The 19,880-nt window shown below is 47.3% G+C and carries 15 protein-coding genes; 12 read left to right on the top strand and 3 right to left on the bottom strand.

Annotated features, from left to right (window positions below; all coding sequences use genetic code 11):
- The first annotated feature begins 49 nt into the window (after positions 1 to 49).
- Positions 50 to 859 (top strand): alpha/beta hydrolase, encoded by an 810-nt coding sequence (locus MKX75_RS24885; RefSeq protein WP_339167272.1) that lies wholly within the window; start codon positions 50 to 52, stop codon positions 857 to 859.
- 123 nt (positions 860 to 982) lie between these two features.
- On the opposite strand, the gene MKX75_RS24880 is transcribed toward MKX75_RS24885, so the two are convergent.
- On the bottom strand, positions 983 to 1,714 hold the full coding sequence (locus tag MKX75_RS24880; RefSeq protein WP_036606933.1) for a ZIP family metal transporter: 732 nt from the start codon (positions 1,712 to 1,714) through the stop codon (positions 983 to 985).
- A gap of 256 nt (positions 1,715 to 1,970) precedes the next feature.
- Here MKX75_RS24880 and trxB point away from each other — a divergent pair, with 256 nt between their 5' ends.
- The 3 genes from trxB to MKX75_RS24865 all read left to right on the top strand — a co-directional run bounded on the left by trxB (position 1,971) and on the right by MKX75_RS24865 (position 5,466).
- On the top strand, positions 1,971 to 2,912 hold the full coding sequence (gene trxB, locus MKX75_RS24875; RefSeq protein ID WP_036668032.1) for a thioredoxin-disulfide reductase: 942 nt from the start codon (positions 1,971 to 1,973) through the stop codon (positions 2,910 to 2,912).
- A gap of 62 nt (positions 2,913 to 2,974) precedes the next feature.
- A complete protein-coding gene (locus MKX75_RS24870) occupies positions 2,975 to 3,205 on the top strand; it encodes a glutaredoxin family protein (protein WP_056693307.1) in 231 nt (76 codons plus the stop codon).
- 413 nt (positions 3,206 to 3,618) lie between these two features.
- Positions 3,619 to 5,466: an AraC family transcriptional regulator gene (locus MKX75_RS24865; protein ID WP_339167269.1), complete on the top strand. Its 1,848-nt coding sequence runs from the start codon at positions 3,619 to 3,621 to the stop codon at positions 5,464 to 5,466.
- 118 nt (positions 5,467 to 5,584) lie between these two features.
- Here MKX75_RS24865 and MKX75_RS24860 read toward each other — a convergent pair whose 3' ends face one another.
- Together MKX75_RS24860 and MKX75_RS24855 are read right to left on the bottom strand one after the other, a co-directional pair.
- Positions 5,585 to 5,782 (bottom strand): hypothetical protein, encoded by a 198-nt coding sequence (locus MKX75_RS24860; protein WP_017692236.1) that lies wholly within the window; start codon positions 5,780 to 5,782, stop codon positions 5,585 to 5,587.
- Between the two features lie 147 nt (positions 5,783 to 5,929).
- Positions 5,930 to 7,096 carry an ROK family protein gene (locus tag MKX75_RS24855; protein WP_076333578.1) on the bottom strand — a complete coding sequence of 389 codons (1,167 nt, stop codon included), beginning with the start codon at positions 7,094 to 7,096 and terminating at the stop codon, positions 5,930 to 5,932.
- A gap of 200 nt (positions 7,097 to 7,296) precedes the next feature.
- Here MKX75_RS24855 and xylA point away from each other — a divergent pair, with 200 nt between their 5' ends.
- The 8 genes from xylA to MKX75_RS24815 all read left to right on the top strand — a co-directional run bounded on the left by xylA (position 7,297) and on the right by MKX75_RS24815 (position 19,828).
- Entirely contained in the window at positions 7,297 to 8,613 is a 1,317-nt protein-coding gene (gene xylA / locus MKX75_RS24850) for a xylose isomerase (protein WP_062836441.1), read from the top strand.
- Between the two features lie 516 nt (positions 8,614 to 9,129).
- Positions 9,130 to 10,623 (top strand): xylulokinase, encoded by a 1,494-nt coding sequence (xylB, locus tag MKX75_RS24845; RefSeq protein ID WP_076333577.1) that lies wholly within the window; start codon positions 9,130 to 9,132, stop codon positions 10,621 to 10,623.
- 220 nt (positions 10,624 to 10,843) lie between these two features.
- The gene (locus MKX75_RS24840) at positions 10,844 to 11,575 is read left to right on the top strand and encodes a glycosyltransferase family 2 protein (RefSeq protein ID WP_254847967.1); all 732 of its coding nucleotides are present in this window, start codon (positions 10,844 to 10,846) and stop codon (positions 11,573 to 11,575) included.
- On the top strand, positions 11,572 to 13,713 hold the full coding sequence (locus tag MKX75_RS24835) for a glycosyltransferase (RefSeq protein ID WP_339167268.1): 2,142 nt from the start codon (positions 11,572 to 11,574) through the stop codon (positions 13,711 to 13,713). Before MKX75_RS24840 ends, MKX75_RS24835 begins: the two co-directional genes overlap by 4 nt.
- Before the next feature lie 250 nt (positions 13,714 to 13,963).
- Entirely contained in the window at positions 13,964 to 14,590 is a 627-nt protein-coding gene (locus tag MKX75_RS24830) for a bifunctional 4-hydroxy-2-oxoglutarate aldolase/2-dehydro-3-deoxy-phosphogluconate aldolase (RefSeq protein WP_062836445.1), read from the top strand.
- Between the two features lie 168 nt (positions 14,591 to 14,758).
- Positions 14,759 to 15,685, top strand: a complete 927-nt coding sequence (locus tag MKX75_RS24825) for an alpha/beta fold hydrolase (RefSeq protein ID WP_339167266.1) — start codon at positions 14,759 to 14,761, stop codon at positions 15,683 to 15,685.
- Positions 15,686 to 15,914: 229 nt separating this feature from the next.
- A complete protein-coding gene (locus MKX75_RS24820) occupies positions 15,915 to 18,308 on the top strand; it encodes a YcdB/YcdC domain-containing protein (RefSeq protein WP_339167265.1) in 2,394 nt (797 codons plus the stop codon).
- Between the two features lie 392 nt (positions 18,309 to 18,700).
- Entirely contained in the window at positions 18,701 to 19,828 is a 1,128-nt protein-coding gene (locus MKX75_RS24815) for a transglutaminase domain-containing protein (RefSeq protein ID WP_062836448.1), read from the top strand.
- Positions 19,829 to 19,880: the final 52 nt, after the last annotated feature.

The following is a 19,880-nucleotide window of genomic DNA, read 5'->3' as shown; positions in this document are numbered from 1 at the left end:
GCGGGTAATGATTCGAAGAGACGATTCGATACTAAGGGAGTTGTGAAATATGGGACGTTATGTACAAGTGGAACCAAATGTAAAAGTATATGTTGAAGATATTGGCGAAGGCACCCCGGTTGTCTTTTTGCATGGCTGGCCTGTTAATTATAAAATGTTTGAATACCAATTGAACGTACTTCCAAACCATGGCATTCGTGCCATAGCGATAGATTTTAGAGGATATGGCTTATCGGATAAACCTTCCACAGGATATGATTATGATCGCATGGCTGACGATGTTCGTGCCGTTATCGATGAGCTGGAGCTGACAGACGCGGTACTCGCAGGGTTCTCCATGGGTGGAGCGATCGCAGTTCATTACATGGCTCGCCATAAGGGACATGGTGTCTCAAAGCTGGCCTTGTTATCTGCTGCAGCCCCTGTGTTCACACAGCGTGAAGGTTATCCATATGGATTGACTCCAGAGCAGTTGAACGAGCAGATCATTGAGCCGATCTTTGCAGATCGTCCGAAGTTGCAGGAGACGTTTGGCGGCATGTTCTTTGCGAAGAAACACAGCCAGCCATTCATGGATTGGTTCCACGCGCTTGGCATGGAGGCTTCATCCTATGGTACCATTCGCAGTGCAATTGCGTTGCGCGATGAGGACTTGCGAGGTGAACTGAGTTCCATTCAGGTGCCGACAGCCATTTTGCACGGGAAAAAGGATGAGATCTGTCCGTTTGAATTCGCCGAGCAGATGCACAAGGGCATCGCATCGTCTCAATTGATTGCTTTTGAAGAGAGTGGTCATGGCGCATTCTATGATGAATTGGAGAAATTCAATTCGGAACTGATCCGATTTATTCAATCTTAATCAGGTGGGTGCATAATGCCCCATACAGACAATCCCAGTAATTTCATGGAATCTTCATTTGTGGCTAAACAAAGAACCCGGTCGACAGTCTTGGACTGTTCGCTCGGGTTCTTTAGTCTTCAATTAAAACAGTTCGGTCAGACCAATCATCGTGATGAGCCCGAGCAAAAAGGACATCGTCGCCACACGTGCATTGCCATCGCCGTGACTCTCGGGAATAAGTTCCTTATAAACAATGAACATCATCGCACCGGCTGCAAAGGCCAGACCATAAGGCACAAGACCAGCTACGAGACTGCTCAAGGTGTAACCAATCATAGCTGTAATAATCTCTACCGCTCCGGTCAGGGTGGCAATACCCAGTGCTTTGAAGCGGCCAATGTTCTGGTTCACAAGAAAGAGGGCCACCAAGAATCCTTCCGGTGCATTCTGCAATCCGATGGAGAAGGCAATGAGATTGCCCAGGTTCTCATCCGAGCTTGCATAGCTGACGCCAACGGATAACCCTTCCGGCAGGTTATGCATGGTGATGGCTGCAATAATCATGAAGGCTTTGGTTTCAATTTTAAAAGGCATTTTCTCGGGATTCTCCAGATCGACGTGTGGAATCTTCATCTCCAGCACCAGTAGAACCAGGCTACCAAGCATAATACCAAATGCAAGTACAAAGAGATTCGATTGGCCAAGCGCTTCCGGAATGAGATTATACACCGAGGCCGAGGTCATAATACCTGCGGCGTATGCCAGCAAGATATCACGCAGACGGTGCGATATTTTGCGCATAAATAGAATTGGTACGGCCCCTAGGCCGGTAGACATGGCTGATATAAAACTGCCAATGAGTGCATCGTTCATGCTTCCATTTTCCCTCCTGATGAAGACTTCTTCATAATCGCTGCCGAGCATTGACACCGTACATAAAAGAGATCATAATGAACAACAGATTAGAATGATTATAAATTAGAATTCCGTTTCTGCATAGGGCCATTGTCATTTCACAGGCAGGACTTGTGGACATGATGTAGGCTTTTCGTTCTAGTGTATGCAAAAGCATAAGCTTTTGATGCCGGAGGGTCTAACCTTTTTGCAGAACCCGGGGGAGGAACTATACATGTATAAATCAATTATTATTGGAACAGGCCCTGCAGGGCTTACAGCAGCAATCTATCTGGCACGTGCCAACTTGAACCCACTCGTTATTGAAGGACCACAACCTGGTGGCCAACTGACAACAACAACTGAAGTGGAGAACTTCCCAGGTTTCCCTGATGGGATTATGGGTCCTGAACTGATGGATAACATGCGTAAACAAGCGGAGCGTTTCGGTGCTGAATTCCGCACAGGCTGGGTGAACAACATCGACATGAGCGAGCGTCCATTCAAGATTCAAGTTGAAGGTATGGGTGAACTCGTATCCGAAACATTGATTCTGTCTACAGGCGCATCTGCTAAATACCTGGGTATTCCTGGGGAAGAAACGAATGTGGGCCGTGGTGTGAGCACATGTGCAACATGTGATGGATTCTTCTTCCGTAACAAAGAGATCATCGTTATCGGCGGTGGCGACTCTGCACTTGAGGAAGCAAGCTTCCTGTCCCGTTTCGGTTCCAAAGTAACGCTGGTGCACCGTCGTGAAGAACTGCGTGGCTCCAAAATCATGCAGGATCGTGCACGCAGCAACGAAAAAGTAGAGATGGCTTTGAACCGTACACCACTCGAAGTACTTGCTGGCGACAACGGCGTGACAGGTCTGAAAGTGTTGAACAACGAAACAGGTGAAGAAGAAGTGATTCCAGCAAGCGGCGTATTCGTAGCCATTGGTCACACACCAAACACTGGATTCCTTGGCGGACAGATCACTACAGACGAACACGGATATATCCTGACTACACCAGGTACATCCGAGACAAACATCCCAGGCGTATTCGCATGTGGTGACGTTCAGGATACACGTTACAAACAAGCGATCACAGCTGCGGGTAGCGGATGTATGGCTGCGATGGACACAGAGAAATACATTGAAAGCTTGGAGCACAGCGCAGTTGTTCTGTAATAGAATGAGCTGATTTCAAACAAACTATAGATTAATATAAAACCATACGAGGTGAATTAAACATGGAAAACGTAATTGTATACACATCAACGAATTGCCCGAACTGCAAATCCGTAAAAAGTTTCCTGGCTGACAAAGGCATCGCTTATGAAGAGCGCAATATCGAAACTAGCGACGAATTTGCACAACAAGTATGGGACATGGGTGTACGTGCCGTGCCTTTGACTGTTATTGGTGAACACCGCATCCTGGGTATGAATAAAACCCAATTCGCTAAAGCATTGGACGCTTAAATCAGGCTGATCATCTGGATCATCATATGATGAAAGAGAGATTCGATTCATATGCAATTCCGGTTTTCGCGAGCCGTTAGGATATAGAAAGAACCGTACCCGGAAGGGTACGGTTTTTTGTGCATTTACTCTGAGTGTAATGAACGGATATTTAACTGATCGCAAGCAACGTGAAGTTCTAAGATGATGGCGCAATGAATTATCATTCGGAATTGTCCAATGTACAGAAGTGCGATATCCTTTTCTTAAGTCGCAGAGCACAATTGAGGTGAACAAGCAGCATGATTATAGATCAGCAGGAGCATTTTCGCTTCTGGGAAGAGGCGAGTATACGAGATATTCATGTTGAAAGAGCTACTCTTGCAAAGGGTGAAAGAACATTATTTACAGTGCAGTCTAGCAGTTTTTTCTGTATGAAGAGAGGGAACTTGCTGGTATTGCTCAATCAGAAGACCTATTCCATCAATCCTTTTGAGATTATTCACGCACCTCCCAAAAGTCTGTTTGAAGTTAACGCAGGTTCAGACGGAGCGGAGTATATATTGATTTCGTATAAAGCAGAACGGGGACCAACGTACGGCGATGAGCCGATGTTTGTAGACGAACGCAGATATCCAACTCACGTTACATACCGTGTGACACTAACGCAACCAATGATGTTATATGAAATTGCAGATCGTATGTTAGAGGCCCAACAGCAGGAGGCGCCTTCGGTACCGCTTCAACTTAAAGCATCGTTCTATCAATGGGTTTATTACCTGGTGGAACAGTACTATCTACAGCCTCTGGTTGTAAAAGTAACCAGCCCCGTCGAGTTGGTCATACAGACTCTGGAGTACCTGTTGCAGAACTATGCAAAACCGCATACGTTGGACTCTTTGGCGGCAGCAATGGGGCGGAGTCCGGGCCATCTTTCGAATTGTTTCAAACAAGTGCTTAATCGTGGACCGATTGACTGTCTAATCCGTTTGCGTATGCAAAAAGCTTGCAAGCTATTGGCCGAAACAAAGCTTCCCTTACGAATGATTGCGTCGGCAATTGGGTATCAGGATGCGTACTATTTCAGCAACGCTTTTAAAAAGTACATGGGAATTTCACCGCAGAAGTATCGTAAGCAATGGGTAGAGGAAGATGTTACATCCTCAGCAGGAAGAAATTATATTGTTGGCTCTCCAGCCCCATGTTATATTCCTTCATATGATAATGATAATTATTATCAATATTTAGATGGAGGGTCTGATGAAATGTTAAGAAATATAAAGAGAGTCCCAATGGCTTTGCTGATGGCTTTTGGGTTGCTTTTGAGTGCATGTAGTGGCGGTTCTTCAGGGAATACAGGGGCTGCAGCAGGAGATGGAAGTACAGCTCAATCGAAAGCACCAGCTTTCCAAGTAAACAGTTCAAGCGAAAATAATACAAATGAAAATGTGCAAGCGACAACACGTATAGTGAACACATCCATGGGTGAGGTCGAAGTGCCAGCTAATCCGCAGCGTGTCGTAACGGATTTCTTTTTGGGTCATATTCTGGCCTTGAATGTAAAACCCGTAGGAAGTAACGGCGTATTTATGCAAAACCCTTATCTGGAGGGCAAGGTTTCCGGTATCGAGGATATTTCGGACAATCTTGAAGCAATAACTGGACTGAACCCTGACCTAATCGTTACAGGCAATGCCAAAAGTTACGATGCTTATTCCAAAATTGCCCCAACCGTCTTTCTGGACAACTCGGCCCCCGTTCGTGATCAGGTTAAAGAGCTTGGCGTTATATTGGGGAAAGAGGCTGAAGCATCGGCATGGCTTACCGATTTTGAACAAAAGGTGACTTCGGCCAAGGAGAGTTTAAGCAGTATAATCAAAGAGGGAGAAACCGTTACTGTGTTTGACGGAGGCTTGAGCAAAGACATCACGCTTTATGGTAATGCGCATACAGGCAGAACGATCCATGGTGAATTGGACTTGCCTATGAATGAGAACGTGGAACGTAGCATTGATCCGAAAGTGGGCTGGGCTACGATCTCCAATGAGCTCGCCGGATCATATGCTGGTGATTACATATTTATGGCCGTGAATGCCAAAGTGGAATCGTTTGACTATACGAGTGATCCGGTGTGGGGAACGTTAGACGCAGTCAAAAACAATGAGTTATACGAAATTGATGGTTATAAATTTTACTTTTCCGATCCAATTTCCGTCATGGGTCAGATTCAGGATATTGTTGACATGATGGAAGAACGCGCTCTGGAGAAATCTAAAAAGTAGTGATTTTAACACAGGTAATGTGAAAAATCCCCTTACCGCTGTAATGTGGAGCACATGGTAACATGAACTCCAGGAATTACTGCGAAAGGGGATTTTGCGTTTAATTAAACTATTTTATCTAGAAAAAAATACTCATGAAAGTCTGAAATACAACATACACCAGCAATCCTGACAGCATGTACATGAAACCAGCCTTCTTTTTGCTCTGAAACAATCGGAGTATGCCAAGGCTGAACAGGGGCGCAAGCACAATCAGGAACAGGAGTACGGTGACAAACATTTGCGCCGAGATATCTGAAGTATCCACGTAGGTCACGCTTTTCTTCACTCCGTTTCGTTATCGGAATTAACACAGCTGCATTCACATAGCCATGACAAAAATCACATAACCCCATTATACATCTGGATTTCTTTAACAAAAAGGGAGGAAATGGGGCGAAATGATGTCAATTTTCATCTGTTATTAGACGGAAACCCTTATTCTTCCTAGAAACTGGGAAATCGCAGAGTAAGCGGCACCAGCACGGGTGGAACGGCTGCCCAGAGCTGCCCACTCAATCTGCAAACTGCGGCGATGATATGGCAATGTCCGTTCTTCTACAACTTGTTTGAGCGCTGTTTCAATCCATGGTCCTGCTTCCGAGAGCGGGCCACCAATGATAATGCGTTCCGGATTGAAACTATTGACGATGTTGGTAATACCAATCCCCAGTTTGCGCCCGATCGTATCGTATAATGCCTGAACAGCCTCGTCGCCTTGCTCCGCATAATGAATAAGCTCTCGGGTAGTATGAGCAGGTAATCTCAGCTGATGATCCGGATGCTCGTAGGCTTTTTCCGATGCATATAACTCCCAGCATCCACGATTACCGCAGGAGCAGGGCAGACCTTCCGCTTCAATGGACATATGGCCGGTTTCCCCAGCATAGCCCCACGCTCCTTTGTATAATTCACCATCCACCATGATGCCTGAACCAATTCCCATGCCTGCACTGATATAGATCATATGACGAACACCGATACCTGCTCCAAAATTCAACTCTCCATGGGCGCCAGCATTGGCTTCATTATCGATGGTTACAGGTAGTTCAAATTCTTCTTCAAGCATGGAGCGCAGAGCTACCTTCTCCCACCCCAGGTTGGGTGCAAACAGGACCGTTCCTGCCTCATCAACCATGCCGGGCACTCCGATGCCAATGCCGATGACACCATGAGGGGAAGGAGGAGCTGCTTCAATGAGTTGCTGTGCCGCCAATTTCAATTGCTCCAGTACAGAGGACACATCATGATGTTCCAAGATTACTGCATACTCTGTGATGACGTGACCTTCCAGATCCGTCAGTACACCTTTCAAGTGGGTCACACTAAGTTCCAGTCCAACAGCATATCCCGATGTCCCTCGAAACAGTAACATGAGTGGTTTGCGTCCGCCACTGGATTCTCCAGGGCCAATCTCCTTCAAGAGTTCATCGTGAATCAGATCGGCTACAAGGTTGGAAACTGTTGCTTTGTTAAGTCCTGTTAGTTCAGACACGCGTGCGCGTGAAAGAGGGGCATGACGCCGGATCGTGTCCAGCACGATCGACTTATTTATTTTTTTGACCAGCATCTGGTCTCCGGTAATTTTCATATGGTTAAGGCACTCCTATTCTTCTGATAAAAGGGTTCTGACCCACATCCGAAACAAGTTATTCGACTATTATAGCGTAAACAAACAGGCAAAAAACATTTTTATTTTTACTTTGTTTAACCAATAGACAAAGTATTATCGATGTGATAGGATAACGGTGTAAACGATTTCTTTAAAACTATTGAGGAGGCATTTTACACATGGCCTATTTTGAATCCGTTAATAAAATTACATTCGAAGGTAAAGATTCCAAGAATCCATTTGCTTTTAAACATTATAATCCGGAAGAAGTGGTAGCCGGCAAATCGATGGAAGAACATTTCCGTTTCGGTATGGCTTACTGGCATACATTAACTGCAGGCGGCAGTGACCCGTTTGGTGCGGAGACAGCTGTTCGTTCGTGGGATAAATATTCAGGTCTGGACCTTGCGAAAGTTCGCGTGGAAGCGGCATTTGAATTTTTGGAAAAAATGAATCTTCCATACTTCTGTTTCCACGATGTGGACATCGCACCAGAAGGCAACAACCTGCGTGAATTCTACAGCAACATTGATACTATCGTTGGTCTGATTGAAGACCACATGAAATCCAGCGGCAAAAAACTGCTCTGGAACACAGCAAACATGTTCTCGAACCCACGCTTCATGTTCGGTGCAGCTTCCACTTGTAACGCAGACGTGTACGCTCACGCTGCAGCACAAATCAAGAAAGGTCTGGAAGTCGGTAAACGTCTGGGCGCTGAAAACTATGTATTCTGGGGCGGTCGTGAAGGTTACGACACATTGTTGAACACAGACATGCAACTGGAGCAAGACAACATTGCTCGCATGTTCCATATGGCTGTAGACTACGCGAAGGAAATTGGCTTTGATGCACAATTCCTGATCGAGCCTAAACCAAAAGAGCCAACGAAACACCAATATGATTATGATGCAGCAACTTCCATTGCTTTCTTGCAAAAATACGGTTTGGACAAACACTTCAAACTCAACCTGGAAGCGAACCATGCTACATTGGCTGGTCATACATTTGATCACGAAATCCGCGTTGCTCGTACAAACGGCATGCTCGGTTCCCTCGATGCGAACCAAGGTGATATGCTGATCGGTTGGGATACGGATGAGTTCCCGGTTGATATGTACGATGCTACATTGACGATGTATGAAGTATTGAAAAACGGCGGTATCGGCCGTGGCGGTGTGAACTTTGACGCGAAAGTACGTCGTGGTTCCTTCGAAGCAGACGATCTGTTCCTGGCACACATCGCAGGTATGGATACGTATGCGAAAGGTTTGAAAGTAGCAGCGAAGTTGATTGAAGATCGCGTATTCGATGACTTCATCGAAAAACGTTACAGCAGCTTCAGCGAAGGTATTGGCGCAGATGTAGTTGCAGGCAAAGCAACACTGGCATCCCTTGCTGAGTACGCGTTGAACAACGAAAACCCACGCAAAAACCAATCCGGACGTCAGGAATTGCTGAGAGCACAACTCAACCAGTACATCCTGGCTGACTAGTAGCGGATTAGGCAGGGTTGGTGCACGCCGACCATCGATGGTTACTCATATGTGGTTAGTCATTAGTAACCTTACTGCCTTGCACAAGCTTGTACCACGGAACGCCTGAACAAGCATGACATTCGGACCGTCCCCGACTTTCCCTTGGGAAGATGGGGACGGTTTTTTTGATACCTGAGCCAATCATGCACAAGTGACCTACAGGCGTATCAAAGTTTCATCTATATATCAATGACGGATAGACGTCGTTGGCACGATTTTTCGCTACAGAAACGAGTACGTTTTACTCGTTTCATATCCATGTGTGTCCAGGATCATGCATGCAAAACGGAGTGAGCAGAAAGGACCCGAGGAAGCGGAGCGGTCGCATTTATCCCCGGATTTCACCCTTGCTAAAGGGTATAAAGGAAATCTGGGGATAACGGCGATCCAAGGGTTTTCTGATTACGGAGTGACTTTCATGCGTACTTGGATCTTTCGTGGATATAACCTGTGATAAACGAGAGGAGTTAACCTATGAGTTACGTAATTGGCGTCGATCTAGGAACCAGTGCAGTCAAAACCGTACTGGTCAATCGTGAAGGAAAAGTGGCATTTGAAGCATCCGAGGCATACCCGTTGTACCAGCCCAAGGCTGGATACAGCGAACAAAATCCAGAAGATTGGGTAGAGCAGACGATTGTCTCCCTGCGCAAATTGCTGGAAGTGTCTGGCGTGCAGCCTTCGGAAATCGAAGGGCTGAGCTTCTCCGGCCAGATGCACGGACTGGTCTTGGTGGATGCCGAAGGTAAACCGCTGCGTAATGCAATCCTGTGGAACGATACACGCACAACGGCTCAGTGCCGTCGCATTGAAAAAGTGCTGGATGGCAAGCTGTTAAGCATTGCGCGGAACCGTGCCCTGGAAGGCTTTACTTTACCTAAAATTCTATGGGTTCAGGAGAACGAGCCTGAATTGTTACAGCAAGCATCGTTGTTCCTGTTGCCAAAAGACTATGTACGTTATTGCCTGACAGGGGATTACGCCATGGATTATTCCGATGCAGCGGGTACCTTGCTGCTGGACGTTGCAGGCAAGCAGTGGAGCAATGAGATTGCAGAAGCATTCGAACTGCCAATCTCCCTTTGTCCACGTCTCGTGGAATCGTTTGAAGAAGTCGGCACATTGTTGCCTGAGATTGCAGATCAAACGGGTCTGGCGGCTGCGACGAAAGTATATGCAGGCGGTGCGGACAATGCGTGTGGTGCGATTGGCGCAGGCATTCTGAGTGAAGGACAAACGATGTGCAGCATCGGCACGTCCGGGGTTGTGCTTTCCTACGAAGAGCGTAAAGATCTCGATTTCGAAGGGAAAGTTCACTTTTTTAACCACGGGGAGAAAGATGCCTTCTATATTATGGGGGTAACGCTTGCCGCAGGATACAGCCTGTCCTGGTTCAAGGATACATTTGCAGCGGACAAATCATTTGATGTGCTCTTACAGGGCATTGATCAGGTGCCGGCGGGCAGCAATGGATTGTTGTTCACACCTTATATCGTTGGGGAGCGTACACCTCACCCGGATGCGAATATTCGGGGTAGCTTCATTGGTATGGATGCGGGGCACAAGCTGGAGCACTTTGGACGCGCGGTGATGGAAGGCATTACGTTCTCGCTGCGGGAGTCGATTGATATTCTGCGTGGTGCAGGTAAAACCGTGAATGAAGTCATCTCCATTGGTGGTGGTGCCAAAAATGAAGCCTGGTTGCAAATGCAGGCGGACGTCTTCAACGCGACAATTGTGAAGCTGGAGAGCGAACAGGGTCCTGCGATGGGTGCAGCGATGCTCGCCGCTTATGGCTGTGGCTGGTTCCCGTCCTTGCAGGAATGTGCAACGGCGTTTATTCGTCCAGCGAAATCCTATGAGCCGAACCCGGAAACGGTTGCGGTGTATGATGGCCTGTTCGCACTCTACCAGGAAGTCTACGGACAGACACGTAGTCTGAATGATCGTCTGGCTGCGTACCGTTAATTCATTTATTTCACTACATTAATCTTGTTAGTACATTAAAGCATCCGCGCAGGCGGGTGCTTTTTTTGTCGTTCATCCGGATTAATCTCATGAAAGGTTTTCTTGGCCTGCATATCCGCATTCTAGCTCTGCATAGATTGGAAATAGAGGGTTGTGATTTGTCCAGGCATCGATGTTCGATGATTTTAATAGGTAGAAGCTTGAGCATGGGGGTGAAGCTTTGGATGAACAAAAGGAGCATGGAAGACCACATATCACCTTGTCGATGATCGTTCGTAATGAGGAGAATCGATATCTCAGGCAGGCTTTGGAGACACACCGTCCCTGGATTGATCGTGCGGTCATCATTGATGACGGAAGCACAGACGGAACGGTCGCGCTGTGCCGGGAACTTCTGGACGGTATTCCACTCATATTAGTGGAGAATCCTGCTTCACGTTTTGCAGATGAGGTAAGTCTGAGAAAACAACAGTGGGAAGAGACAGTGGCGACTGAACCGGAATGGATTTTAAATCTGGATGCAGATGAGATTCTGACCCGTGAATTTGGGGCTGTGCGCGATCTGTTGCTCAGTGGACATGAAGATGCAATCTATTTCAGATTGTTTGATATGTGGAGTGAGACGCATTACCGGGAAGATGAGTTTTGGCAGGCGCATGCCTATTATCGGCCATTTTTAATTCGGTATCACCCGGGTATGAGCTATGAATGGAAAGAAACCCCCCAGCATTGTGGTCGTTTTCCGATAACGATCCAGCATTGGTCCTATGGATGTCATGCTCCCCGGGTGAAGCACTATGGTTGGGCGCGGGAAGAAGACCGTATCCGCAAATATGATCGCTATCAAGCACTGGACCCTGAAGCAAGATACGGTTGGAAGGAACAGTACGAATCGATATTGGATCAAGCGCCACGACTGTTGTTATGGTCCGAGAATGGAGAGGGGGAGTGAGCGAGTTGAAGAAAGATCAGGTACGCAAATCGCAAGAAGAATCCACACCTCAAATAGAGCCGTATTCCCAAGAAAAAGAGAATCAGAAAGAGAAGCAGAATGAGAAAACAAAAGAGAACCAGCATGTGAGCCAGAGTGAAAATCGACCGTCCAGACGTTCTGCTAAATCGCGGGAAACCCTTCAATCGGAAAAGCTTTCTGAGTCTGGACAGGAAAGAATACTGATCGCGAGCCCTGTTCGCCAGACCGCTGCGGTGCTCCGTGAATTTCTGGATTCTCTGCATGCACTGGAACGAACAACGGTGAAGACGGACTATCTGTTTGTAGACGATAACGAGGAAGAAGCCGCATCGAATATATTGCGTGAATTTGTGCTTCAGCATGAAGGGACGGTTATTCATGCAGATGAACTTGATGGTGACAGTCCTCACAACAAAGGGGTATACAACAAGGATGAGGGAGGCCACTATTGGCAGGATGAGCAGATTTGGCGCGTAGCCGGTTTGAAAAATCATATTCTGCAATATGCACGTGATAACCTCTACGATGCAGTTTTCCTGATTGATTCTGACTTGGTGCTGCATCCGCGGACGCTGGAGCAACTCGTATCGAGCGGCAAAGACATTGTATCCAATATTTTTTGGACACGATGGCAGCCGGGGGCAAGGGAGATGCCGCAGGTATGGCTGCAGGATGAGTATGCTTTGTATCGACGCGGCGGCAAATCATCAGCCGGGAACGAGGCGGAAGACGAGGGGGCGCAAACGACTGCTTTTCTGAATCAGCTACGCGTCCCGGGTTGTTATGAAGTTGGAGGGCTGGGGGCATGTACGCTCATTCGCAAAAATGTTCTGGCAGCAGGAGTTACATATGACCAGATTCCCAATGTATCCTTCTGGGGCGAAGATCGTCATTTCTGCATCCGTGCTCAGGCACTGGGTTTTCGTTTGTTCGTGGATACACATCTTCCGGCCTATCACATCTATCGTCTGTCTGAGTTGCCGGGTGTATCTGCCTTTAACCGCAGGGCCAGACGAGGCGAAGAGACGATCAGTATTACGCTGTGTATGATTGTGAAAAATGAAGAGGCGTCCCTCGCCAGATGTCTGGACTCGGTCAATGGCATTGCCGATGAAATCGTAATCGTCGATACCGGTTCAACGGATCGTACCCGTCAGATCGCTTCCAGATATACGGATCGTATCGTTGATTTTGAATGGGTGGACGACTTTGCAGCAGCACGTAACTTTGCCTTCGATCAAGCAAAGAGTGAATATATTCTATGGCTGGATGCCGACGATGTGTTTGAAGCAGAAGATCGCGCCAAGCTAATTGCTTTGAAACGTTCGCTGGACCCGGCGGTTGACAGTGTCACGATGGATTACAATCTGTCATTCACAGCAGATGGCAAGGTCGCCTACAGCCTGCGCCGGAATCGTCTGGTGCGTCGGGATCGGCAATTTCGCTGGATTGGCGCAGTGCATGAATATCTGGCTGTAGCGGGAAATCTGCTGCATAGTGATGTGGCGGTTACCCACAAGAAAGATAAAGAGTATACCGATCGTAATCTGCGGATCTATCGCAAAAGGGAACAGGCCGGAGAGGACTTCCCACCGCGCGACTTGTACTATTTTGGCAATGAATTGAAGGACCATGGACAGCATGAGGATGCAGTGAAGTACTATGAGAAGTTTCTGGATACCGGATTGGGTTGGGTAGAAGATCAGATCGCTGCTTGCCAGAAAATTGCGGATTGTGAAGCCGCACGTGAACGTCCAGAACAGGAAGTAACGGCGTTGTTCCGATCGTTTGCCTATGATTTGCCAAGAGCCGAGATCTGCTGTCGATTGGGTGGTTATTTTGCCGACCGTGAAGATTATCGCAAAGCCCTGTTCTGGTACGAACAGGCGACTCGGGCTGTACGTCCGGATGATCCTATGGTGGTGCTGAATGAAGCAGCCTGGACCTGGATGCCGCATCTTCAACTATGTGTATGTTATGACCGGATGGGTAACCGTGCCAAGGCCCGGGAACATAATGATATTGCACTCGCCTATCATCCAACGCATCCAAGTATGTTATATAACGATCGGTACTTTAAAGATTTGGAGAAGGATAACGTATTGGAAAATGCTTAGCATTTCTGATCAAAATGGATGCCTCTTTCGTGGAATTGAGTGGGTGAATCAGCCCATGTTCCATGAAGAGGTTTTTTACGTTGTTATAAAAGTACATCATAGAGTTTGGTGACAGACGTATTCACTTCGGAAATGGATTAATGTATTTCATCCAGGGGAGGATATGCTTTACAATAATGAATAACGGAAAAGCGGTGAACATGATTGCCTGTCTTCGGCTACCGAATTGATGAAGTAAGGGGAACTGGATATGAATCTGACGGAAGTACTATTGGAATCGAGGCTGGTCGCGATTGTACGAGGCATTAGCCGTGAAGCGGCGGTAACAGCTGGACAAGGTATGACGAGTGGTGGCATCCGACTGATGGAGGTCACACTGAACACGCCGGGAGCACATGATATTATTGCAGACTGGCGTGAGCGGCATGAAGGGAAGGCTTATGTTGGAGCGGGTACGGTACTGAATGTGCAGATGGCCAAGGAAGCAGTCGCTGCAGGCGCACAATTTTTGGTGTCTCCCAATGTCGATCTGTCTGTAATTGAATATGCTGTAGAACATGGTATCGAGATCTGGCCTGGAGCCATGACTCCCACGGAGATTGTCGCTGCCCATGAAGCGGGAGCACGAGTTGTGAAGCTATTTCCGATGGCAAGTCTGGGCATTCCGTATCTGCGGGAGATCAAAGCCCCACTGAATCATATTCCACTGCTGGCAACAGGCGGCGCAACGCTGGAGAACATTGCTGACTATTACGCAGCAGGCGCTGCTGCGGTGGGTCTGGGAAGTGCACTTTTGCCACGAGAGGCTCTTAACGCAGGAGATCATGAGCAGATTGCGGCCTGCACACAAAAATTTGTGGAAGCAGCGAAGGAGTAGTCACGGGCGACGGACGAGAAGTACGTAGATTTGGGTATATATATGAAGGTATCGTTTCAAATAATTTTAGATCAATCGTTATCATAAAAACCGATGTCGTTTAACGTGCCGTTCATTCTATTGTCTTATGATGGATGTATGCCAGAATTCGGAGAGGAGAGATGCCCTGTGAAAGCTAAAACAATGATTGGCGGCATGCTGGCCGTTGCCGCAGTAACGGCAGGTGGATTATGGAAGGCCGCTGTGAAGAGCCAGACACCCAAGAAGATTCCAATCACCCTGACGCCTCCAATGCCATTTGAGGATGTGACCTTTGACAGTGGAGGAGGTCGAGTGCATGGCTGGTTCATCCCGGCCAGAGCTGACATTCCGAAACCATGGCCGCTCGTTATTATTGCACATGGCTGGGGCTCCAATCGCTCCCGTGTTCTTCGTTACGCGCGTCCGATCTGGGAAGCAGGATATGCCCTGTTTATGTATGATGTTCGCAGTCATGGGGCCAGTGATCCGGTTCGTGCTGCATCTGCCTACCTGTTCCGGGATGATCTGCTCGCGGCATTGCAGTATACGACTGCACGACCAGAGATTGATGCGGATGCCATCGGAGTGCTTGGACATTCTTTGGGTGGACTGGGTACGATTCTTGCAGTGACGGAGGGAATCCCTGTATCAGCAGTAATTACGGACTCGATGCCATCGCAATTTGAGGTAATCGTCAGTTCGGAGCTGAGACGTCGGCGTCTACCCCTCTTTCCACTGGCCCAGTTAATTCCGAGAATCTGGTTCTGGCGATTGGGTGAATCTCTGAAATCCTATCGTCAGCGTGATCCGGTGATGATGCTGAATGAACGGCGCAGGGGAATGCAATTACCGATGCTTATGGTGCACTCCAAGGGAGATAATTTTATTCCCCCGAGTGAGCTAGAATATTTTATGTCCAAAGCCGATCCGCCTGTGGAACATCTATGGGTCAACAGCGGAGGACACAGTTGTTCCGAGGAAGATCCCGCCTTCTGGGATACTGTTATTCCATTCTTGCAAACCCATGTCCAAGGTCGGTCTAATTCGAACGATTCCACTATTGCGAGCAGTTAAACCAGGTAGAATTAGGCCTACATAAGAGTGCAGGCTAACAGAGAAAACGCCAACGTGGTTGGCGTTTTTTTTGCTGTTATGAGCAATATGCAGAAATTCACATTTGTAAAATTGCCCCGAAAACGACCATTAAAAAGGAAGCTTATGGTATCATAGGATAGACTGGCAATATTCATGCGAGGTTATTTGCTATGCTTCTTTGTATGAAATTGAAGGGAGAGGTCCAGATTTGAGTTTGAATTGGAAGTTTAATGTACGTTTCAAAATGTTCGCAACCAAAGCAACAACCGCAGCGATGGCAACACTGTTACTTGCTTCGCAAACACCAGGTTTTGCAGGCAGCGCATCAGCCGCGAGAGCTGAACAGGTGACCGAAGCGACAACGGGGGATAATGAACAACTAGACGCAACGAGCAATGACGTGCCTGAGGGAGCAAAAATCTCATCCAGGCAAGCCAGTGAAAATATACTGAAATTATTTCCATTGTTAAAGAAAGCAACGATCTCATCTGCCCGATTCGATTCACCTAATTCTTATCCACCGCCAGACTACAAGGCATGGGAGATCGGGTTCCAGATTACACAAGGCAATCATACCTCAGGATTCAATGCAACTGTACATGCAGGCACAGGGGAAGTGTTAAGTGTACATTTGCCGTCGGATGTCATGGATAAGCATATCTCGGAATCGGATGTGAAGCTAACCAAGGCTGAAGCCGAAGAGAAGGCTGTGGCACTGTTGTACCAAGCGATTCCAGGTCTGAAGGACACGGAGTATGCTCCGCTTGGAGATCTGTATTCTTCCATTGAACAACAGTCATTGTTTGGCAGAACAGAGTATCGATATGCTTACCAGTTAAAACATGACGGATTGTTATCTGACGCAGAGACAGTCTACATAAATGTGGATGAAAGTGGTTTGGTGACAGGTTACTCACGAGGCACTACCTCAGCTAAGTATCCTTCATCGAAACCGGCAGCTTCAGAAGAGAAAGCCAGACAGCAGTTTGAAGAACAGTTTGATGTGGAGCTGGCTTATATCTCCAAAGATCGTCTGTCTTCCAAGCAGGGTCAGCAGTATTACCTTGGCTACACACCGAAAAATATCAGTATCGTTCCGATTGAGGCGAATACGTTGGAACGGATTAATACTTTAACAGGTAAAGCTGTAGATGAAGATTCTCTACAGCAGGATACGAAGTTGAAAGGTGATGTGACTCCTTTTGTCCCGGCTAAGGGTACGAGGTTAAATGTACAGCAGGCCGCCAATCGGGTGGCAACCAACTTTGAAATTCCGAAGGGTTACAAGCTGGAGCACAGCCAGTTAAGCAAGGGATTGTATGCAAGCCCGAACAATCAGGTATGGAGCCTGAGCTGGAGTGATCGAAGTGCCAATATGTCCTATATGTTCATGCGGGATATCTCAGCACAGGTAGATGCAGTTACAGGACAGATCTACAGCTATACAATGATGCAACGAATGGGACCGGAGATGGAGCAGGAGAAGCCAACTGAAGAGAAGGCAGAGAAATTGGTAACCCGGAAACAGGCTGAGAAACTGGCGATGAACACAGTCATTGCACTAGTTCCAGATGCAACGGAGCAGTTCCGGCTGGCTAATGTTATTGAGATAGACGATGCACGCACCTTTATGTTCCAACGGTATCTGAACGGCATCCCGGTCAAGGATGATACGGCACAAGTACAGGTGTTGAACAACGGGGCAGTTAATGAATTCTATACGCGTATTGCAGCAACGCCTGAACAACTGCCAGTAGAGAAAGAACCAGCCATCAGTTACGAAGAGGCAAAGGCAATCTATCTGGAAGAGTTCAAGCTGGTTCTGGCATACTCTCGTTACGGTGGATGGGGTACGAACAGCGGTGAAGTCATCCCGGTGGGAGTTAACTTGGCTTATATGCCTACACGAGATGATCATTCGATCTACGGCACCTATGAAGTGCTGGATGCTAATACAGGAGAATGGACGTTGTTATACGGAGATACAAGCTCTGCAACCAAGGCTGATCCTACGGATATTTCTGGCCATGTGGCTGAAGCAGCTCTGCGGAATATGACACAGCATGGCGTATTGCTTGCGGATGAGCAGGGACGTGTATTCCCGGATCGTGTGATCACCCGAGGTGACTGGTTTAACTATCTGGCAAGAGCGATTAACCCGAATATGGATCTCTACTATAGTGGGGACGGAGATGACAAGCTGTATGCCGACGTTACACCTGACAGCCCGTATTATAAGGCAGTTCGGGCATTAATCGATCAGCGCTGGCTTGCCGGAGCAGACCCTGAACAGAATCTGAATCCGCAAGAAGAGATGACACGTGAAGAATTGGCAGTGCTGCTTGTACGTATTTTACGCTATGAGAAGCTGGCCGGATTCTATACGTTGCCATCGGATCTTCCCAACATTGCGGATGCCAGTGCCATTACGAGCAAGGGTGCAGTTTCCCTGAGTTTGAAATTGGGCTTGCTTCCTTCGATTGAAGGACGATTCATGCCTGCACGCAAAGTGACAGTAGCTGAAGCGTCGGAGGTACTGGAACGGCTTGCCAAGCTTCAAGGCAAGACAGATACGTTTATGAGTGGTAATCGTCTGTATTAGACGAGGAATGACGCATATCAAGCCCGTGTGAATCATAGGATGAAGATAACGGGTAATCGTGATTCATTGAACTGAAGATCAGAGGGACCTTCCATAGAAGGTCTCTTTTGATTTAATTTTTACAAAAATTATATCATTTCAACTAACATTTACACGATAACGGAGAGGGCAGAAATAACTTGAGGAAGCGAAGCGTGCGCCTTTATCACCGGATTTTTCCTTTTGAATAAAGGATCAAAAAAATCTGGGGATAACAGCGATCGGAAAGTTGTTCTGCCATCGGAGTGTTCGTGTAAATATTCTTTAGTTGAACTGATATAGAAGAATGACGACAGAGCCTTTTGTGATACAATAGGGCGTGAGAACTTTGCAAAGAGGGGTGGGTTCCTTTCATGGGTAAGAACGGGAAACGAATTATCACCATATTGCTGGCAGGCTGTCTGATTGCTGTAGCGTTACCACGTACGGTTGATCTGGATCAGCTGTATGCTGCATCGGGTACATCAGATATATCCACGGCTACGGATCTGCGCCAGACTTTGCTTACCGCAATGTCACAGCGAACGGAGGAACTTGTTTTTACATACAAAGGCAATGTGAAAGGCCTCAAAAAACAATTGCAAACCTCCATCGATGAGGCAATGAAGAGTGACCCCTATATTCAATATACCGTTAAAAGTTATGCATTTAATTATAAAGGTTCCAATGTGTCGGCCGAAGTACATGTGACGCTCTCCTACCGGGAAACCAAGGAACAGACCGATTATGTAAATCGTAAAGTCACGAACGTGTTGAAAGAAATTATCAAACCAGGCATGACGGATCATGAGAAGGTCAAAGTCATCCATGATTGGATTGTGCTTAACCTTTCCTATGATACCTCGCTGAAGAAATATACCGCCTACGACGGTCTTGTTACGGGCAGTACCGTCTGTCAGGGATATTCACTGCTAGCATATCGGATGTTGGAGCGAGTAGGCATTGATAACCGGATTGTGGAAGGCACAGCAGGTGGGCAGCTTCATGCCTGGAATATCGTGAACCTGGACGGCAAGTGGTATCACATGGATACCACCTGGGATGATCCTACTCCTGACCGTAAAGGTAAGGTAAGCCACAGCTATTATTTGCTGAGCGATGATGAGATGGCACGTGACCATATCTGGACAGGCAAAAGCAAGTACCCTGCTGCGCCAGCCCCTTATCGGGAAGCTTTATTGAAGCTGGTGAAGGCCGGAGATAGCAAAAAGGCTGCCTATCAGAAGCTGTACCATGCTCTGGACTACTCCCTGTATGATGAACAGGATGCGGTTAAAGGCCATGCTGCGCTGAAGACCAAGGTTCAAAGTACACTGAAGGAAGGCGGAACCTCGCTCACGTTCAGGTATAAGGGTACTGAGGCTGGGCTGATTGAAGATTTGCAGGATTTGTACCAGCTTGGCATGAAATCGATATCTTATTATGTATCCAAAATGGAAGGTACCACCGATCTACGCGTCAAGATTAACTGGACACTTTAACAACCGTTTGAACAGGATGCTCCGTATGAGGAGTGTCCTTTTTTTGTGTTCA

Source organism: Paenibacillus sp. FSL R5-0341 (genome assembly GCF_037975235.1).
In the GTDB taxonomy this organism is placed as follows: domain Bacteria; phylum Bacillota; class Bacilli; order Paenibacillales; family Paenibacillaceae; genus Paenibacillus; species Paenibacillus amylolyticus_A.
The sequence above is the reverse complement of the archived record's forward strand: the minus strand, read 5'-3'. Positions and strand labels throughout refer to the sequence as shown.